Consider the following 14456-nt stretch of genomic DNA (forward strand, 5'->3'; position numbering starts at 1 on the left):
TTTTGCTTTTCTTTGATGACGTGGTACTTGCCCGTACGGGTCCTTACTTGCCTTCGCTCTCCTGCCAGCGCGCCATCAGCGTGTTGGAGGGCAGCGTTTCGTCGAGCAGCTTGCGCGCGGTCTCCACACCGGCCACGGGCAGGCCGGCCGGATCGAGCATGCCGATCTGCACCAGCACGCTCGCCTGGTCCCAGTAGATATGCTCGTGGTAGAGCTTGTCGCCGCGGAACTTGACGATGGCGATGAGGGGGATCTCCACCCGCTTGCCGGTAGGCGCTACGCCAGGCAGCATCCAATCGACCTCGCAGGTATGCGTGAAGCAGAACAGCATCTCGTCGACGATCTGGCTGGCGCCCACGGTGCGCGACAGCGGAATCAGGCTGGTATCGGGCGGATTGCTGTTGACGAAATGGTTCTGGTAGAAACGCTTGAGCTGCCGGTGGCCGACGCCGCCAGTCATGGTCGGGATATGGTTCACGTAGGGCTCCGACACCATCGTCGCCATCGTGGCGTCGACGTCGCGGGTGGCGAACTCGTATTCGCAGTGCTTGTCCCAGAGCGCCGAGAAATCGTAGTGCGGGCCCATCTCTGCGCGCAGCGCGGCTATCGAGCGCTGATGCGCCATCAGCGCCGATGGGTGGTCGAAATGCTCGCCGCCGGTGCGCGCGAACGCGTGGTCCACGCCCGGATAGACGTACAACTCAATGCCGTCCTTGCCGCCCAGGGCTGCGCGGATCTGCGCCTGCGCCTCGGGTGGGCAGAAGCCGTCGCGCTCAGCCACATGCAGCACCAGCCGCCCCTGGATATTGGCCGCCTCGTCCAGCGCGCGCTCGATGCCAACGCCGTAGTACGCTACGGCACAGGCCACGCCGTCCAGGCGGCAGGCAGCCAGATAGGCGAGCTTTCCACCCAGGCAAAAACCGAGCACCCCGGTCTGGCCCACGCATTCAGGCCGGGCGCGTAGCGCGTCCAGCGCCGCACCAACGTCCTTGACGCCGAGGGCCTCATCGAAGCGCTGGTACAAGCCCAAGGCGCGCTGGAAGTCCTCGCCGCGATCGCCCAGTTCGATGCCGGGGGCGATACGCCAGAACAGGTCCGGCACCAGTACCGTGTAGCCTTCCTCTGCGTAGTAGTCCGCCACGGCTCGCATGGTGGCATTGACGCCGAAGATTTCCTGGCACAACACGATGCCGGGTCCCTTGCCCGATGCGGGCGTGGCCAGGTAGGCGTTGAATGCGCCGTCGGCGGCGTGGATCTGGATAGTCTGGCCCATGGGCTGCGCTCCTTTGTTTTGGGGGTTGGGGCTGCCGTGCTGGATTCCATCATGGGCGATCCGCACCGCAGCAAACTAGCCGCGTGCTGCAGCGGCTATCCGATTAGTGCAGGAAAATGCCGGCGCGGACAAGGGGCGCCGGGAAGCGATCCACTATAGTGGTGTGAAGGAATCCGTCCGCAGGCTGGCCGGGCCCAACGTACTAAGTACCAAGCGGCGCGCCAATGACGCCGAGGAGCGAGACAATGCCGCAGCCCCCCGCGGCCACGGCCACCGAGCCGCTGGCAGGCGCCCTGCTATCCGACCCCACCCGGCTGGTCTTCGCCTCGACCGACCAGGCCCAGACGCGCGCAGCGGTGGGTACGGTTTTCAAGCCGCACAAACTCACCATCGGCGGCACGACGCTGGCTGCCCGCATGCATCATGCGCCGCTTGGCGCCGTGTCCTTCAACCGGCTGGCTTACGGCGCGGAGGTCCAGATCGAGCCGGGGCCGCTCGATGATTTCCTGCTGGTGCAGATGCCGCTGGCGGGCCATGCCCAGATCCATTGCGGCCAGCAGCAGATCCTCTCCGACCGCGACATGGCCTCGGTGCTCACGCCGAGCGACCCCGTGCGGATGCGCTGGAGCCACGATAGCGACCAGTTGATCGTGCGCGTGGAGCGCGGTGCGCTGGAGCGGGTATGTGCTGCGCACCTCGGCCATCGGTCACAGGCGCCGCTGCGCTTTGAGCTTGGGATGGGCTGGCGCCGCCTGGCGGCCTGGTATCAGTTGATGCACTACGTGGCGGACTTGCTGGCGCTGGCGCCGGACGCGGCGCGGCATCCGCTGACTGCCTGCCAGCTGGAGCAGCTGGTGATCGGGACGTTGTTGACTGTGCAGCCCCACAGCCTGGCCGAGGCGATGCGGGCACGGGGCAAACCGCTGGCGCCGCGCCACGTGAAGCAGGTCGAGGAGTACATCCATGCCCACGCGCAGGCGCCGCTGACCCCCGCCCTGCTGGCGGAAATCGCCGGTGTGAGCCTGCGTGGACTCTATGCAGGCTTTCGGGAGCATCGCGGCATCAGCCCGATGGCCTACCTGCGCGCGGTGCGGCTGGAACGTGTTCGCCATGACCTGCTGAACGACCCGGCGATCGACTCGGTCACGGCTGCGGCCCTGCGCTGGGGCTTCAGCCACCTGGGACGCTTTAGCGTGGAATACCGCAAGAGTTTCGGCGAACCGCCGGGGCAAACACTGCGCCGGCGCGGGCCGGCGTAGGCCGCATTCGTTCAGGTGGGAACGCAAAAACAAAAACGGCGAACCGAAGTTCGCCGTTTTTGTTTGCGCAAAACCGCTTGGGGCGGTCTTGTGCTGAATACCTTACACCTTGATTTCGACGTCGACGCCGGCCGGCAGGTCGAGCTTCATCAGTGCGTCAACGGTCTTGTCGGTAGGATCGACGATGTCCATCAGGCGCTGGTGAGTACGGATCTCGAACTGATCACGGCTCGTCTTGTTGACGTGCGGCGAACGCAGGATGTCGAAGCGCTGGATACGGGTCGGCAGGGGCACCGGGCCCTTGACGATCGCGCCGGTGCGCTTGGCGGTATCCACGATTTCGGCTGCCGACTGGTCGATCAGGCGATAGTCGAAAGCCTTCAGGCGGATACGGATCTTCTGGTTCTGCATGATATTTCCTTAAAAGAGCGATGGGCGGCGTGCGCCCTGGAACATGGGAACAAGCCGACGGTATTGTACCGCCAGCCTGCTCCAGGAAGTTTGCTTAGTCGAGGATCTTTGCCACGACGCCGGCGCCGACGGTACGACCGCCTTCACGGATGGCGAAACGCAGGCCTTCTTCCATGGCGATCGGGGCAATCAGCTTGACCGTGATCGACACGTTGTCACCCGGCATGACCATTTCCTTGTCCTTCGGCAGCTCGATCGAGCCAGTCACGTCGGTCGTACGGAAGTAGAACTGCGGGCGGTAGTTGTTGAAGAACGGGGTGTGACGGCCGCCTTCGTCCTTCGACAAGATGTAGACCTCGCCGGTGAAGTGCGTGTGCGGCTTGATCGAACCCGGCTTGCACAGCACTTGGCCGCGCTCGACGTCTTCGCGCTTCGTGCCGCGCAGCAGCAGACCCACGTTGTCGCCAGCTTGACCTTGGTCCAGCAGCTTGCGGAACATTTCCACGCCAGTGCAGATGGTCTTGACCGTCGGCTTGATACCAACGATTTCGATTTCTTCACCAACCTTGATGATGCCGCGCTCGATACGACCGGTCACAACCGTGCCACGGCCCGAGATCGAGAACACGTCTTCCACCGGCATCAGGAAGGTACCGTCGATGGCACGTTCCGGCGTCGGGATGTAGCTGTCCAGCTGCTCGGCCAGGGCCAGAATGGCTTGCTCGCCCAGTTCGCCCTTGTCGCCTTCCAGTGCCAGCTTGGCCGAACCCTTGATGATCGGGGTGTCGTCGCCGGGGAATTCGTACTTGGACAAGAGCTCGCGCACTTCCATTTCGACCAGCTCGAGCAGCTCGGCGTCGTCGACCATGTCGCACTTGTTCAGGAACACGATGATGTAAGGCACGCCAACCTGGCGGGCCAGCAGGATGTGTTCGCGGGTCTGGGGCATGGGGCCGTCAGCGGCCGAGCACACCAGGATCGCGCCGTCCATCTGCGCAGCGCCCGTGATCATGTTCTTCACATAGTCAGCGTGGCCCGGGCAGTCAACGTGGGCGTAGTGGCGGTTAGCCGTTTCGTACTCGACGTGTGCGGTGTTGATGGTAATACCGCGTGCCTTTTCTTCCGGCGCTGCATCGATTTCGTCGTACTTCTTGGCCGAACCGCCAAACTTGGCTGCCAGCACCGTAGCAATTGCTGCCGTCAGGGTGGTCTTACCATGGTCAACGTGACCGATCGTACCAACGTTCACGTGCGGCTTAGTCCGCGAGAACTTTTCCTTTGCCATTTTTCAGCTCCTAATCGAAACCAGTATGTCGTGTTCATAGTGCCGCCGCGCACAACGCGCGGCGGCGGATTTTTTACTTACTTGCCACGTGCCGTGATCACGGCGTCGGCTACGTTCTTCGGAGCTTCAGCGTAGTGCTTGAACTCCATCGTGTACGTAGCACGGCCTTGCGTGGCCGAACGCAGCGAGGTCGAGTAGCCGAACATCTCTGCCAGCGGAACTTCCGCGCGCAGGATCTTGCCACCGCCGACCATGTCGTCCATGCCCTGGATAATGCCGCGACGCGACGACAGATCGCCCATCACGTTGCCCATGAAGTCTTCGGGCGTTTCCACTTCCACGGCCATCATCGGCTCGAGCAGCACGGGGCTTGCGCGGCGCATGCCTTCCTTGAAGCCCATGGAGCCGGCCATCTTGAACGCGTTTTCGTTCGAGTCCACATCGTGGTACGAACCGAAGAACAGCGTGACCTTGACGTCGACCACCGGGAAGCCTGCCAGAACGCCGGCGTTCAGGGTGTCCTGAATGCCCTTGTCCACTGCAGGGATGTATTCGCGCGGAACCACGCCGCCCTTGATGGCGTCGACGAATTCGTAGCCCTTGCCCGGTTCTTGCGGCTCGAGCTTCAGTACCACGTGACCGTACTGGCCACGGCCGCCCGACTGCTTGACGAACTTGCCTTCCACTTCGTCGCAGGTCTTGCGGATGGTTTCGCGGTACGCAACCTGGGGCTTGCCCACGGTGGCTTCCACGCCGAATTCGCGCTTCATGCGGTCAACCAGAATTTCGAGGTGGAGCTCGCCCATGCCCGAAATGATGGTCTGGCCGGATTCTTCGTCGGTCTTCACGCGGAACGACGGATCTTCCTGTGCCAGGCGGTTCAGGGCGATGCCCATCTTTTCCTGGTCAGCCTTGGTCTTCGGCTCGACAGCCTGCGAAATCACCGGCTCCGGGAACACCATGCGTTCCAGGATGATGATGTGGTCCGGATCGCACAGCGTGTCGCCCGTGGTGGCTTCTTTCAGGCCAACCGCGGCGGCGATGTCGCCTGCCAGCACTTCCTTGATTTCTTCGCGCTGGTTGGCGTGCATCTGCAGAATCCGGCCCAGGCGCTCCTTCTTGCTCTTGACCGGGTTGTAGATGGTGTCGCCCGAATTGACCTTGCCCGAATAGACGCGGAAGAAGATCAGCTGGCCGACGAACGGGTCGGTCATGATCTTGAACGCCAGAGCGGAGAACTTTTCGTCGTCCGCGGCACGGCGCGACGTTTCCTTGTCGTCGTCGTCCACGCCGGTGACCGGCGGGATGTCGACCGGCGACGGCAGGAAGTCGATCACGGCGTCCAGCATACGCTGCACGCCCTTGTTCTTGAACGCGGTGCCGCACAGCATCGGCTGGATTTCGCAGGCGATGGTACGGTCGCGCAGGCCCTTGATGATCTCGGCTTCGGACAGTTCGCCCTCTTCCAGATACTTGTTCATCAGCTCTTCGTTCGACTCGGCAGCTGCCTCGACCATCTTCTCGCGCCATTCGTTGCACGAGTCGGCCAGTTCAGCCGGGATGTCCACGTAGTCGAACTTGGTGCCTTGGCTGGCCTCGTCCCAGATGATCGCTTTCATCTTGATGAGGTCGACCACACCCTTGAAGGTGTCTTCGGCGCCGATGGGCACAACGACGGGAACCGGGCTAGCCTTCAGGCGGGTCTTCAGCTGGTCGTAGACCTTGAAGAAGTTCGCGCCGGTACGGTCCATCTTGTTGACGAAGGCCAAGCGCGGCACGCCGTACTTGTTAGCCTGGCGCCAGACGGTTTCCGACTGGGGCTGCACGCCACCCACTGCGCAGTAGACCATGCATGCGCCGTCCAGCACGCGCATGGAGCGCTCCACCTCGATGGTGAAGTCCACGTGGCCCGGGGTGTCGATGATGTTGATGCGGTGTTCCGGGTAATTGCCGGCCATGCCCTTCCAGAAGGCGGTGGTCGCAGCGGAGGTGATCGTGATGCCACGCTCCTGTTCCTGCTCCATCCAGTCCATCGTGGCGGCGCCATCGTGCACTTCACCGATCTTGTGATTCACACCGGTGTAGAACAGGATACGCTCGGTCGTGGTGGTTTTACCCGCGTCAATGTGAGCCGAGATACCGATATTGCGGTAGCGCTCAATGGGAGTCTTACGAGCCACTTTAATCCTCTATTCGTCCGTGAGACGCCGGCATCTCATTGCCAACGCCCGTAACACAAACGGGCGAGCGTGTGAAAACACAGCCCGCCCGGCAACCAACCGCGTATAACTCGCGCGCTTTAGAAGCGGAAGTGCGAGAACGCCTTGTTGGCTTCGGCCATGCGGTGCACTTCGTCGCGCTTCTTCATCGCGCCGCCGCGGCCTTCCGCAGCTTCCAGCAGCTCACCTGCCAGGCGCAGCGCCATCGACTTCTCGCTGCGTTTTTTCGCGGCCTCGCGCAACCAACGCATCGCCAATGCCAAACGACGCGACGGACGGACTTCGACCGGAACCTGATAGTTGGCGCCGCCCACGCGACGGCTCTTCACTTCGACCACCGGCTTCACGTTGTTGATCGCAACGGAAAACACTTCAACGGGGGCCTTGCCTGCCTTCTTTTCGATCTGGTCGAACGCGCCATAAACGATACGTTCGGCAACCGACTTCTTGCCGTCCAGCATCAGGACGTTCATGAACTTGGCAACTTCAACGTTACCGAACTTCGGATCGGGCAGGATATCCCGCTTGGGGACTTCACGACGACGTGGCATCTTCTTTCCTTTAGATTCAGTTGAGAGCGCGGCAATGATTTCCCGCTCTCCGGCCACCAACTAGCTTGCCTTCCATTGAGGCAAATTCGCCGGGTGACCACTTACTCGACGGCACGGCGCATAAACGCTCCGTTGTACCGCCGCCTGGTGACAGCACCATGACGCAACCGCCACAGGCCATCGTTTGTTGCTTCGGGCTTTGTGCCCGGCTTGCCTGGCGTTAGCCTTAAGCAGCCTTCGGACGCTTCGCGCCGTACTTCGAACGTGCCTGGCGACGATCCTTCACGCCTTGCAAGTCCAGCGAGCCACGGACGATGTGGTAACGCACACCCGGCAAGTCCTTCACACGGCCGCCGCGGATCAGCACGACCGAGTGTTCTTGCAGGTTGTGGCCTTCACCGCCGATGTACGAGATGACCTCGAAACCGTTGGTCAGGCGCACCTTGGCGACCTTACGCAGTGCCGAGTTCGGCTTCTTCGGCGTCGTGGTGTACACACGGGTGCACACGCCGCGACGCTGGGGGCAGTTCTCAAGCGCCGGGCTCTTGCTCTTGACGACTTCAGAGACACGCGGCTTGCGAACCAGTTGGTTGATAGTTGGCATTGTTCAATCCAGCTTGGTTTTACGGAAAAACACCCCTGGGGCCACAAGCAATGGGCCGAAGAGGCAACGACGGGTTTTGGGCGGGAAAAGTGAGCGAGCGCTCTTGAGACGGACCTGTGGAGGAACAGACTGGCCAAAGAGCGCGAGCTCGCCTGGGATCCCGCTGCGACCACACCACCAGAGCATCACACGATCCCCTGGCGGGCTTGCCGATTGCGAACCGAGGGCCACAATTACGACAGGCGAGCGAAATCCAAAGCCAAAAACTCGAATCTGACATGCTAGCAGCGACTACGTAAACCGTCAAGCAGCTTCTGACAGAAGCGCACTGGTCGGCTTAGGCCCGGGCAAGGCCTCAAAAGTCCTCCACGGCGCCCAGCGCTTCCAGGATGGCATCGCCGTAGCGCTCCAGCTTGGCGGCGCCGATGCCGGGGACTTCGGCCATTGCCGTCAACGAATCCGGCGCGCTGCGTGCCAGCTCGGCCAGCGTGGCGTCATGGAAGATCACATAGGCCGGCACGCCGTGCTCGCGTGCCGTCTCGGTGCGCCACTTGCGCAGCGCTTCCCAGTTGGCCAATGCCTCGCTGTCCATGCCGGCGGTATGGTCAGTGCGTGTGCCGGCGGAGCCGCGCGCGCCACGCTCGCCGCTCTTGGCTGGCTTGCTGACCTGGCGGCGCAGGGTGATCGGCATCTCGCCCTTGAGCACCGCGCGGGCAGCGTCGCCCAGCAGCAGGGCACCGTGACCGCCATGGTCGATCACCAGCAGGCCGTGGGCGATCAACTGGCGGAAAATGGCGTGCCACTCGGAGACCGAACGGTCCGCGCCGATGCCAAACGTGGAGACCTTGTCATGGCCCCATTGACGGATTTTTTCCGACGCGTTGCCGCGCAGGACGTCGACCATATGGGTCGCGCCGAAATGTACGCGGCTGGCCTGCGCCGTGCGGTAGACGCAGGACAGCGCCATCTGCGCTTCACGCGTGCCGTCCCAGGTGGCGGGCGGCTCCAGGCAGGTGTCGCAGTTGCCACAGGGTTCGCTGGCTTCGTCGAAATAGCCAAGAATGCGCACGCGGCGGCAGCCGGCCGTCTCGCACAGCCCGAGCAGGGCATCGAGCTTGGCGGACGAGACCCGCTTGTGCGCATCGTCTGCCTCGGACTCGTCGATCATGCGCTTTTGCTGAACCACGTCGCCGAGGCCGTAGGCCATCCAGGCGTTGGCCGGCAGCCCGTCGCGGCCGGCACGGCCGGTTTCCTGATAGTAGCCCTCCATGCTCTTGGGCAAGTCCAGGTGCGCCACAAAGCGCACGTCCGGCTTGTCGATGCCCATGCCAAAAGCGATGGTGGCCACCATGATCACGCCCTCTTCCTCGCGGAAACGCGCCTGGTGGTGCTGGCGCACGCCCGCATCCATGCCGGCGTGGTACGCCAGCGCGTTGAGGCCCTGGGCACTGAGGTAGCTGGCGGTGTCCTCCACCTTCTTGCGCGACAGGCAATAGACGATACCGCTGTCGTGCGTGCCGTCGGTGGCCAGGTGCTCGGCCTTGATAAAGGCCAACAGCTGCTGGCGCGCATTGTCCTTCTCGACGATGCGATAGCGGATATTGGGGCGGTCGAAGCTGGAGACGAAGACGCGGGCGTCGTGCAGCGCGAGGCGCTCGACGATTTCCTCGCGCGTGACGGAATCCGCCGTGGCCGTCAGGGCAATGCGCGGCACTTCCGGGAAGCGCTCGTGCAGCACCGAAAGCTGGATGTACTCGGGTCGGAAGTCATGGCCCCACTGCGATACACAGTGCGCCTCGTCGATGGCGAACACGCCGATACGGGTACGCTGGAGCAGGTCTTGGAAGCGTGGCGTCATCAGCCGCTCGGGCGCCACATAGAGGATTTCCAGCCGGCCGGCGAGCAGATCGCGCTCCACCGCAGAAGCCTCGGCCCCGCTGAGCGTCGAGTTCAGCACTGCCGCGCGCACGCCCGCCTCGGACAGCGCCGCGACCTGGTCCTGCATCAGCGCGATCAGCGGCGACACCACGATGCCGGTGCCCTGCCCGGCCCGCTGCCGCAGCAGCGCGGGGATCTGGTAGCACAGCGACTTGCCGCCGCCGGTCGGCATCAGGACCAGGCAATCTCCGCCATCGGCCACATGGTCGATGATTTCCCCCTGCCGGCCGCGGAAGGCGTGGTAGCCAAAAACATCCTTGAGAATCGCCAGGGCGCGCGACATAGCAACAGCTTAAAAAAGGGGTGGGACCGCGAAAGGCGTAACCATACCACCAAGGGCGCGGCTAACTACTTCGGCCTGTGACGAATGTTCCCGGATTTCTTTCGCCTGGCGGCGCATGGTGCACCGGTCCGTGCGCCTGCGGCAAAACATAAGCATGACGAATAAAAGTGGCCGACAAAGATCAAAATAAATAAAACCAGCGGTATAGCTACAGGCGAAAAAAAACCCGGCCACCAGGGCCGGGCTTTCTCATGCAGCTTGCTTGCAGGTTCAGGCAGGCAGTCTTAGACCGCGTCGCCCTCGCCTTCGGTCGTCGCCGGCACCACCGGCGGCTCGATGAAGAGCGATTGCTCTTCATCGGAGATCGCCTGGGCACGTTCGCGCTCGGCCGCCTCGCGCGCCTTGCGGGCACGGTGGTAGGCCAGACCCGTACCAGCGGGGATCAGTCGACCAACGATCACGTTTTCCTTCAGACCACGCAGGTCGTCGGTCTTGCCCATGATCGCGGCTTCCGTCAGCACGCGGGTGGTTTCCTGGAACGATGCCGCCGAGATGAAGCTGTCGGTAGACAGCGACGCCTTGGTGATACCGAGCAGCAGGTTTTCGTACGTGGCCGGACGCTTGCCTTCGGCGATCACGCGATCGTTCTCGTCGAGCAGTTCCGAACGCTCCACCTGTTCACCCGGGATGAACTTGGTGTCGCCCACATCCGCGATCTGCACGCGGCGCAGCATCTGGCGCACGATCACTTCGATGTGCTTGTCGTTGATCTTCACGCCCTGCAGACGGTACACGTCCTGCACTTCGTCGACGATGTAGTGCGCCAGCTCCTCGATGCCCTTCAGGCGCAGGATGTCGTGCGGGTCCGCCGGACCTTCCACGATCATTTCGCCCTTGTTCACCACCTGGCCATCGTGCACCAGGACTTGCTTTTCCTTGGTGATCAGGAACTCGTGGGCGTTGCCGTCCAGGTCCGTAATCACCAGGCGTTGCTTGCCCTTGGTGTCCTTGCCGAACGACGTGGTGCCGGTGACTTCCGCCAGCACGGCGGCATCCTTCGGCGAACGCGCTTCGAACAGCTCGGCCACACGCGGCAGACCCCCGGTAATGTCGCGGGTCTTTTGCGATTCGGTCGGGATACGTGCAAGCACTTCGCCCACGTGCACCTGCTGGCCGTCCTTCACGGTGATCAGCGCGCCGACCTGGAAGCCGATGGTCACGGAGTGGTCCGTGCCCGGGATCTTCACTTCCTGGCCGTTGGCGTCGAGCAGCTTCACCTGCGGGCGCAGGCCCTTGGTGGCAGCCGTACGGCGCTTGGCATCAATCACCACGAGGGTCGACAGGCCGGTGACCTCGTCCATCTGCTTGGCGACAGTCACGCCTTCTTCGACGTTCTCGAACTTGGTCGTGCCGGTGTACTCCGACACGATCGGGCGCGTCAGTGCGTCCCACGTGGCCAGTTGCGTGCCAGCCTTGATGGCCTGGCCGTCCTGCACCAGCAGCGTGGCGCCGTACGGGATCTTGTGGCGCTCGCGCTCGCGGCCGTGGTCGTCGGTGATCAGCGCTTCGCCCGAACGCGAGATGACGATCAGCTCGCCCTTCGCATTGGTGACGTAACGCATGGTCGCCGTGAAACGCACGGTACCGGTTGCCTTCGCTTCCACGCTGGATGCCACGGCCGAACGCGATGCCGCGCCGCCGATGTGGAACGTACGCATGGTCAGCTGGGTGCCCGGCTCGCCAATCGACTGGGCGGCGATCACGCCAACCGCTTCGCCGGAGTTCACCAGCACGCCGCGGCCGAGGTCGCGGCCATAGCACATGCCGCACAGGCCGTAGCGCGTGTCGCACGACAGCGGCGTGCGCACCTTCACTTCGTCCACGCCGATGGCGTCGATCATGTCGACCAGGTCTTCGTCCAGCAGGGTGCCGGCCTCGATCGCGGTTTCCTGGGTTTCAGGGTTCACCACGTCGGACACCGTCACACGGCCGAGAATCCGGTCGCGCAGGGCTTCGATCACTTCACCGCCTTCGACCAGGGCCTTCATGGCCACGCCGTTGGTCGTGCCGCAATCGTCTTCCACCACCACCAGATCCTGCGTCACGTCGACCAGACGACGGGTCAGGTAACCCGAGTTCGCGGTCTTCAGTGCCGTATCCGCCAGGCCCTTACGCGCGCCGTGGGTGGAGATGAAGTACTGCAGAACGTTCAGGCCTTCACGGAAGTTCGCCGTAATCGGCGTTTCAATGATCGAGCCATCCGGCTTGGCCATCAGGCCACGCATGCCAGCCAGCTGACGGATCTGCGCTGCGGAACCGCGCGCGCCCGAGTCGGCCATCATGTAAATCGAGTTGAAGGAGTCTTGCTTCACGGTGTTGCCGTGACGGTCGACCACGTCTTCGTGCTGGAGCTGCTCCATCATCGCCTTGCCCACCTGGTCGCCGGCGGCGCCCCAGATGTCCACGACGTTGTTGTAGCGTTCCTGATCGGTCACCAGACCCGACATGTACTGCTTGTCGTATTCCTTCACCTTGGCAGCCGCGTCGGAAATGATCTTTTCCTTTTGCGGCGGCACCAGCATGTCGTCGATGGCGATCGAGATGCCAGCGCGCGTTGCCAGGCGGAAGCCCGACTGCAGCAGCTTGTCAGCGAAGATCACGGTTTCGCGCAGGCCGCACTTGCGGAACGCGGTGTTGATCAGGCGCGAGATTTCCTTCTTCTTCAGCGGCTTGTTCAGCACCGAGAAAGGCAGGCCCTTCGGCAGGATCTCGGACATGATCGCGCGGCCGACCGTGGTGGCCTGCAGCGTGATCTTGGGCGCAAAGCGGGCGTCGCCCACTGCGTCCTTGTCGACCAGTTCATACTCGGTGATACGCACGTTCACGCGCGAAGCCAGTTCGACTTCCTTGTTCTCGTAGGCGCGGATCACTTCGCTGATGTCGGCGAACGTCAGGCCTTCGCCCTTGCCGTTGATCTTGTCGCGGGTCGTGTAGTACAGACCCAGCACCACGTCTTGCGACGGGACGATCGACGGATCGCCGTTGGCCGGGAACAGCACGTTGTTGGAGGCCAGCATCAGCGTGCGGGCTTCCATCTGCGCTTCCAGCGACAGCGGGACGTGAACAGCCATCTGGTCACCGTCGAAGTCGGCGTTGAACGCCGCGCAGACCAGCGGGTGCAGCTGGATGGCCTTGCCTTCGATCAGCACCGGCTCGAACGCCTGGATGCCCAGGCGGTGCAGCGTCGGCGCGCGGTTCAGCATGACCGGATGCTCGCGGATCACCTCTTCGAGGATGTCCCACACCACCGCGGTCTGGCTTTCCACTTCCTTCTTCGCCGCCTTGATGGTGGTGGCGATGCCCATCGTTTCCAGCTTGTGGAAAATGAAGGGCTTGAACAGCTCGAGCGCCATCAGCTTGGGCAGGCCGCACTGGTGCAGCTTGAGGGTCGGGCCCACCACAATGACCGAACGGCCGGAGTAGTCGACGCGCTTGCCCAGCAAGTTCTGACGGAAACGGCCGCCCTTGCCCTTGATCATTTCGGCCAGCGACTTCAGCGGACGCTTGTTGGCGCCCGTCATGGCCTTGCCGCGACGACCGTTGTCCAGCAGCGAGTCAACCGCTTCCTGCAGCATGCGCTTTTCGTTGCGCACGATGATTTCAGGCGCCTTCAGTTCGAGCAGGCGCTTCAGGCGGTTGTTACGGTTGATGACGCGGCGATACAGGTCGTTCAGGTCCGAGGTGGCGAAACGGCCACCATCCAGCGGGACCAGCGGACGCAGTTCGGGCGGCAGCACCGGCAGCACTTCCAGGATCATCCATTCCGGCTTGATGCCCGAACGCTGGAACGCCTCGAGCACCTTCAGGCGCTTGGCGAACTTCTTGATCTTGGCTTCGGAGCCGGTGGTCTGCAGCTCGGCGCGGATCGTTTCGATCTGCTTTTCGATGTCGATGCCGCGCAGCAATTCACGGATGCCTTCGGCACCCATCATGGCCACGAACTCGCCTTCGCCATACTCTTCGCACTTGGCGATGTAGTCGTCCTCGGACATGATCTGGCTCTTCTTGAGCGGGGTCATGCCGGGTTCGAGCACCACAAATGCTTCGAAGTACAGGACGCGTTCGATATCGCGCAGCGTCATGTCGAGCACCATGCCCAGACGCGACGGCAGCGACTTCAGGAACCAGATGTGCGCGGTCGGCGCAGCCAGTTCGATGTGGCCCATGCGCTCGCGGCGCACCTTGGCCAGCGTCACTTCAACGCCGCACTTCTCGCAGATCACGCCGCGATGCTTCAGGCGCTTGTACTTGCCGCACAGGCACTCGTAGTCCTTGATCGGGCCAAAGATCTTGGCGCAGAACAGACCATCGCGCTCGGGCTTGAACGTCCGATAGTTGATGGTTTCCGGCTTCTTCACTTCACCGTACGACCACGAACGGATCTTCTCTGGCGATGCCAGGCCGATCTTGATCGCGTCGAACTGCTCTTCCTGCTGAACCTGCTTAAAGAGATCGAGCAATGCTTTCATTGCAACTCCTTGTTTCGCCGCCAGCCCGACAGCATGTCGGGCCCGCGGCATTCATCCTGTGGGAAAACCGTAGCGGGCATTCGGCGGCAGGCGGGCCATTTACG

The 14456-nt window shown here is 62.9% G+C and carries 9 protein-coding genes; 1 reads left to right on the plus strand and 8 read right to left on the minus strand.

Annotated elements, in window-relative coordinates:
• Positions 1-43: 43 nt before the first annotated feature.
• Positions 44-1273, minus strand: a complete 1230-nt coding sequence (locus ACX12D_RS18230) for a dienelactone hydrolase family protein (RefSeq protein WP_441637926.1) — start codon at positions 1271-1273, stop codon at positions 44-46.
• A 245-nt stretch (positions 1274-1518) separates the two neighbouring features.
• Between ACX12D_RS18230 and ACX12D_RS18235 the strand changes: the two genes are divergently transcribed.
• On the plus strand, positions 1519-2532 hold the full coding sequence (locus tag ACX12D_RS18235) for an AraC family transcriptional regulator (protein ID WP_459372190.1): 1014 nt from the start codon (positions 1519-1521) through the stop codon (positions 2530-2532).
• A gap of 102 nt (positions 2533-2634) precedes the next feature.
• Here the strand turns inward: ACX12D_RS18235 and rpsJ are convergent, their stop codons facing one another.
• The 7 genes from rpsJ to rpoC all read right to left on the minus strand — a co-directional run bounded on the left by rpsJ (position 2635) and on the right by rpoC (position 14352).
• Positions 2635-2943 carry a 30S ribosomal protein S10 gene (rpsJ, locus tag ACX12D_RS18240; RefSeq protein ID WP_006160488.1) on the minus strand — a complete coding sequence of 103 codons (309 nt, stop codon included), beginning with the start codon at positions 2941-2943 and terminating at the stop codon, positions 2635-2637.
• Between the two features lie 94 nt (positions 2944-3037).
• Positions 3038-4228: an elongation factor Tu gene (gene tuf / locus ACX12D_RS18245; protein WP_006164373.1), complete on the minus strand. Its 1191-nt coding sequence runs from the start codon at positions 4226-4228 to the stop codon at positions 3038-3040.
• A gap of 77 nt (positions 4229-4305) precedes the next feature.
• On the minus strand, positions 4306-6408 hold the full coding sequence (gene fusA / locus ACX12D_RS18250) for an elongation factor G (protein ID WP_043350374.1): 2103 nt from the start codon (positions 6406-6408) through the stop codon (positions 4306-4308).
• 119 nt (positions 6409-6527) lie between these two features.
• On the minus strand, positions 6528-6998 hold the full coding sequence (gene rpsG / locus ACX12D_RS18255; RefSeq protein WP_035876146.1) for a 30S ribosomal protein S7: 471 nt from the start codon (positions 6996-6998) through the stop codon (positions 6528-6530).
• A gap of 226 nt (positions 6999-7224) precedes the next feature.
• Entirely contained in the window at positions 7225-7602 is a 378-nt protein-coding gene (rpsL, locus tag ACX12D_RS18260; RefSeq protein WP_006162330.1) for a 30S ribosomal protein S12, read from the minus strand.
• Between the two features lie 355 nt (positions 7603-7957).
• Entirely contained in the window at positions 7958-9823 is a 1866-nt protein-coding gene (recQ, locus tag ACX12D_RS18265) for a DNA helicase RecQ (RefSeq protein ID WP_459372192.1), read from the minus strand.
• 284 nt (positions 9824-10107) lie between these two features.
• The gene (gene rpoC / locus ACX12D_RS18270; protein ID WP_043350381.1) at positions 10108-14352 is read right to left on the minus strand and encodes a DNA-directed RNA polymerase subunit beta'; all 4245 of its coding nucleotides are present in this window, start codon (positions 14350-14352) and stop codon (positions 10108-10110) included.
• Positions 14353-14456: the final 104 nt, after the last annotated feature.

The sequence above is a fragment of the Cupriavidus sp. PET2-C1 genome (assembly GCF_054515855.1).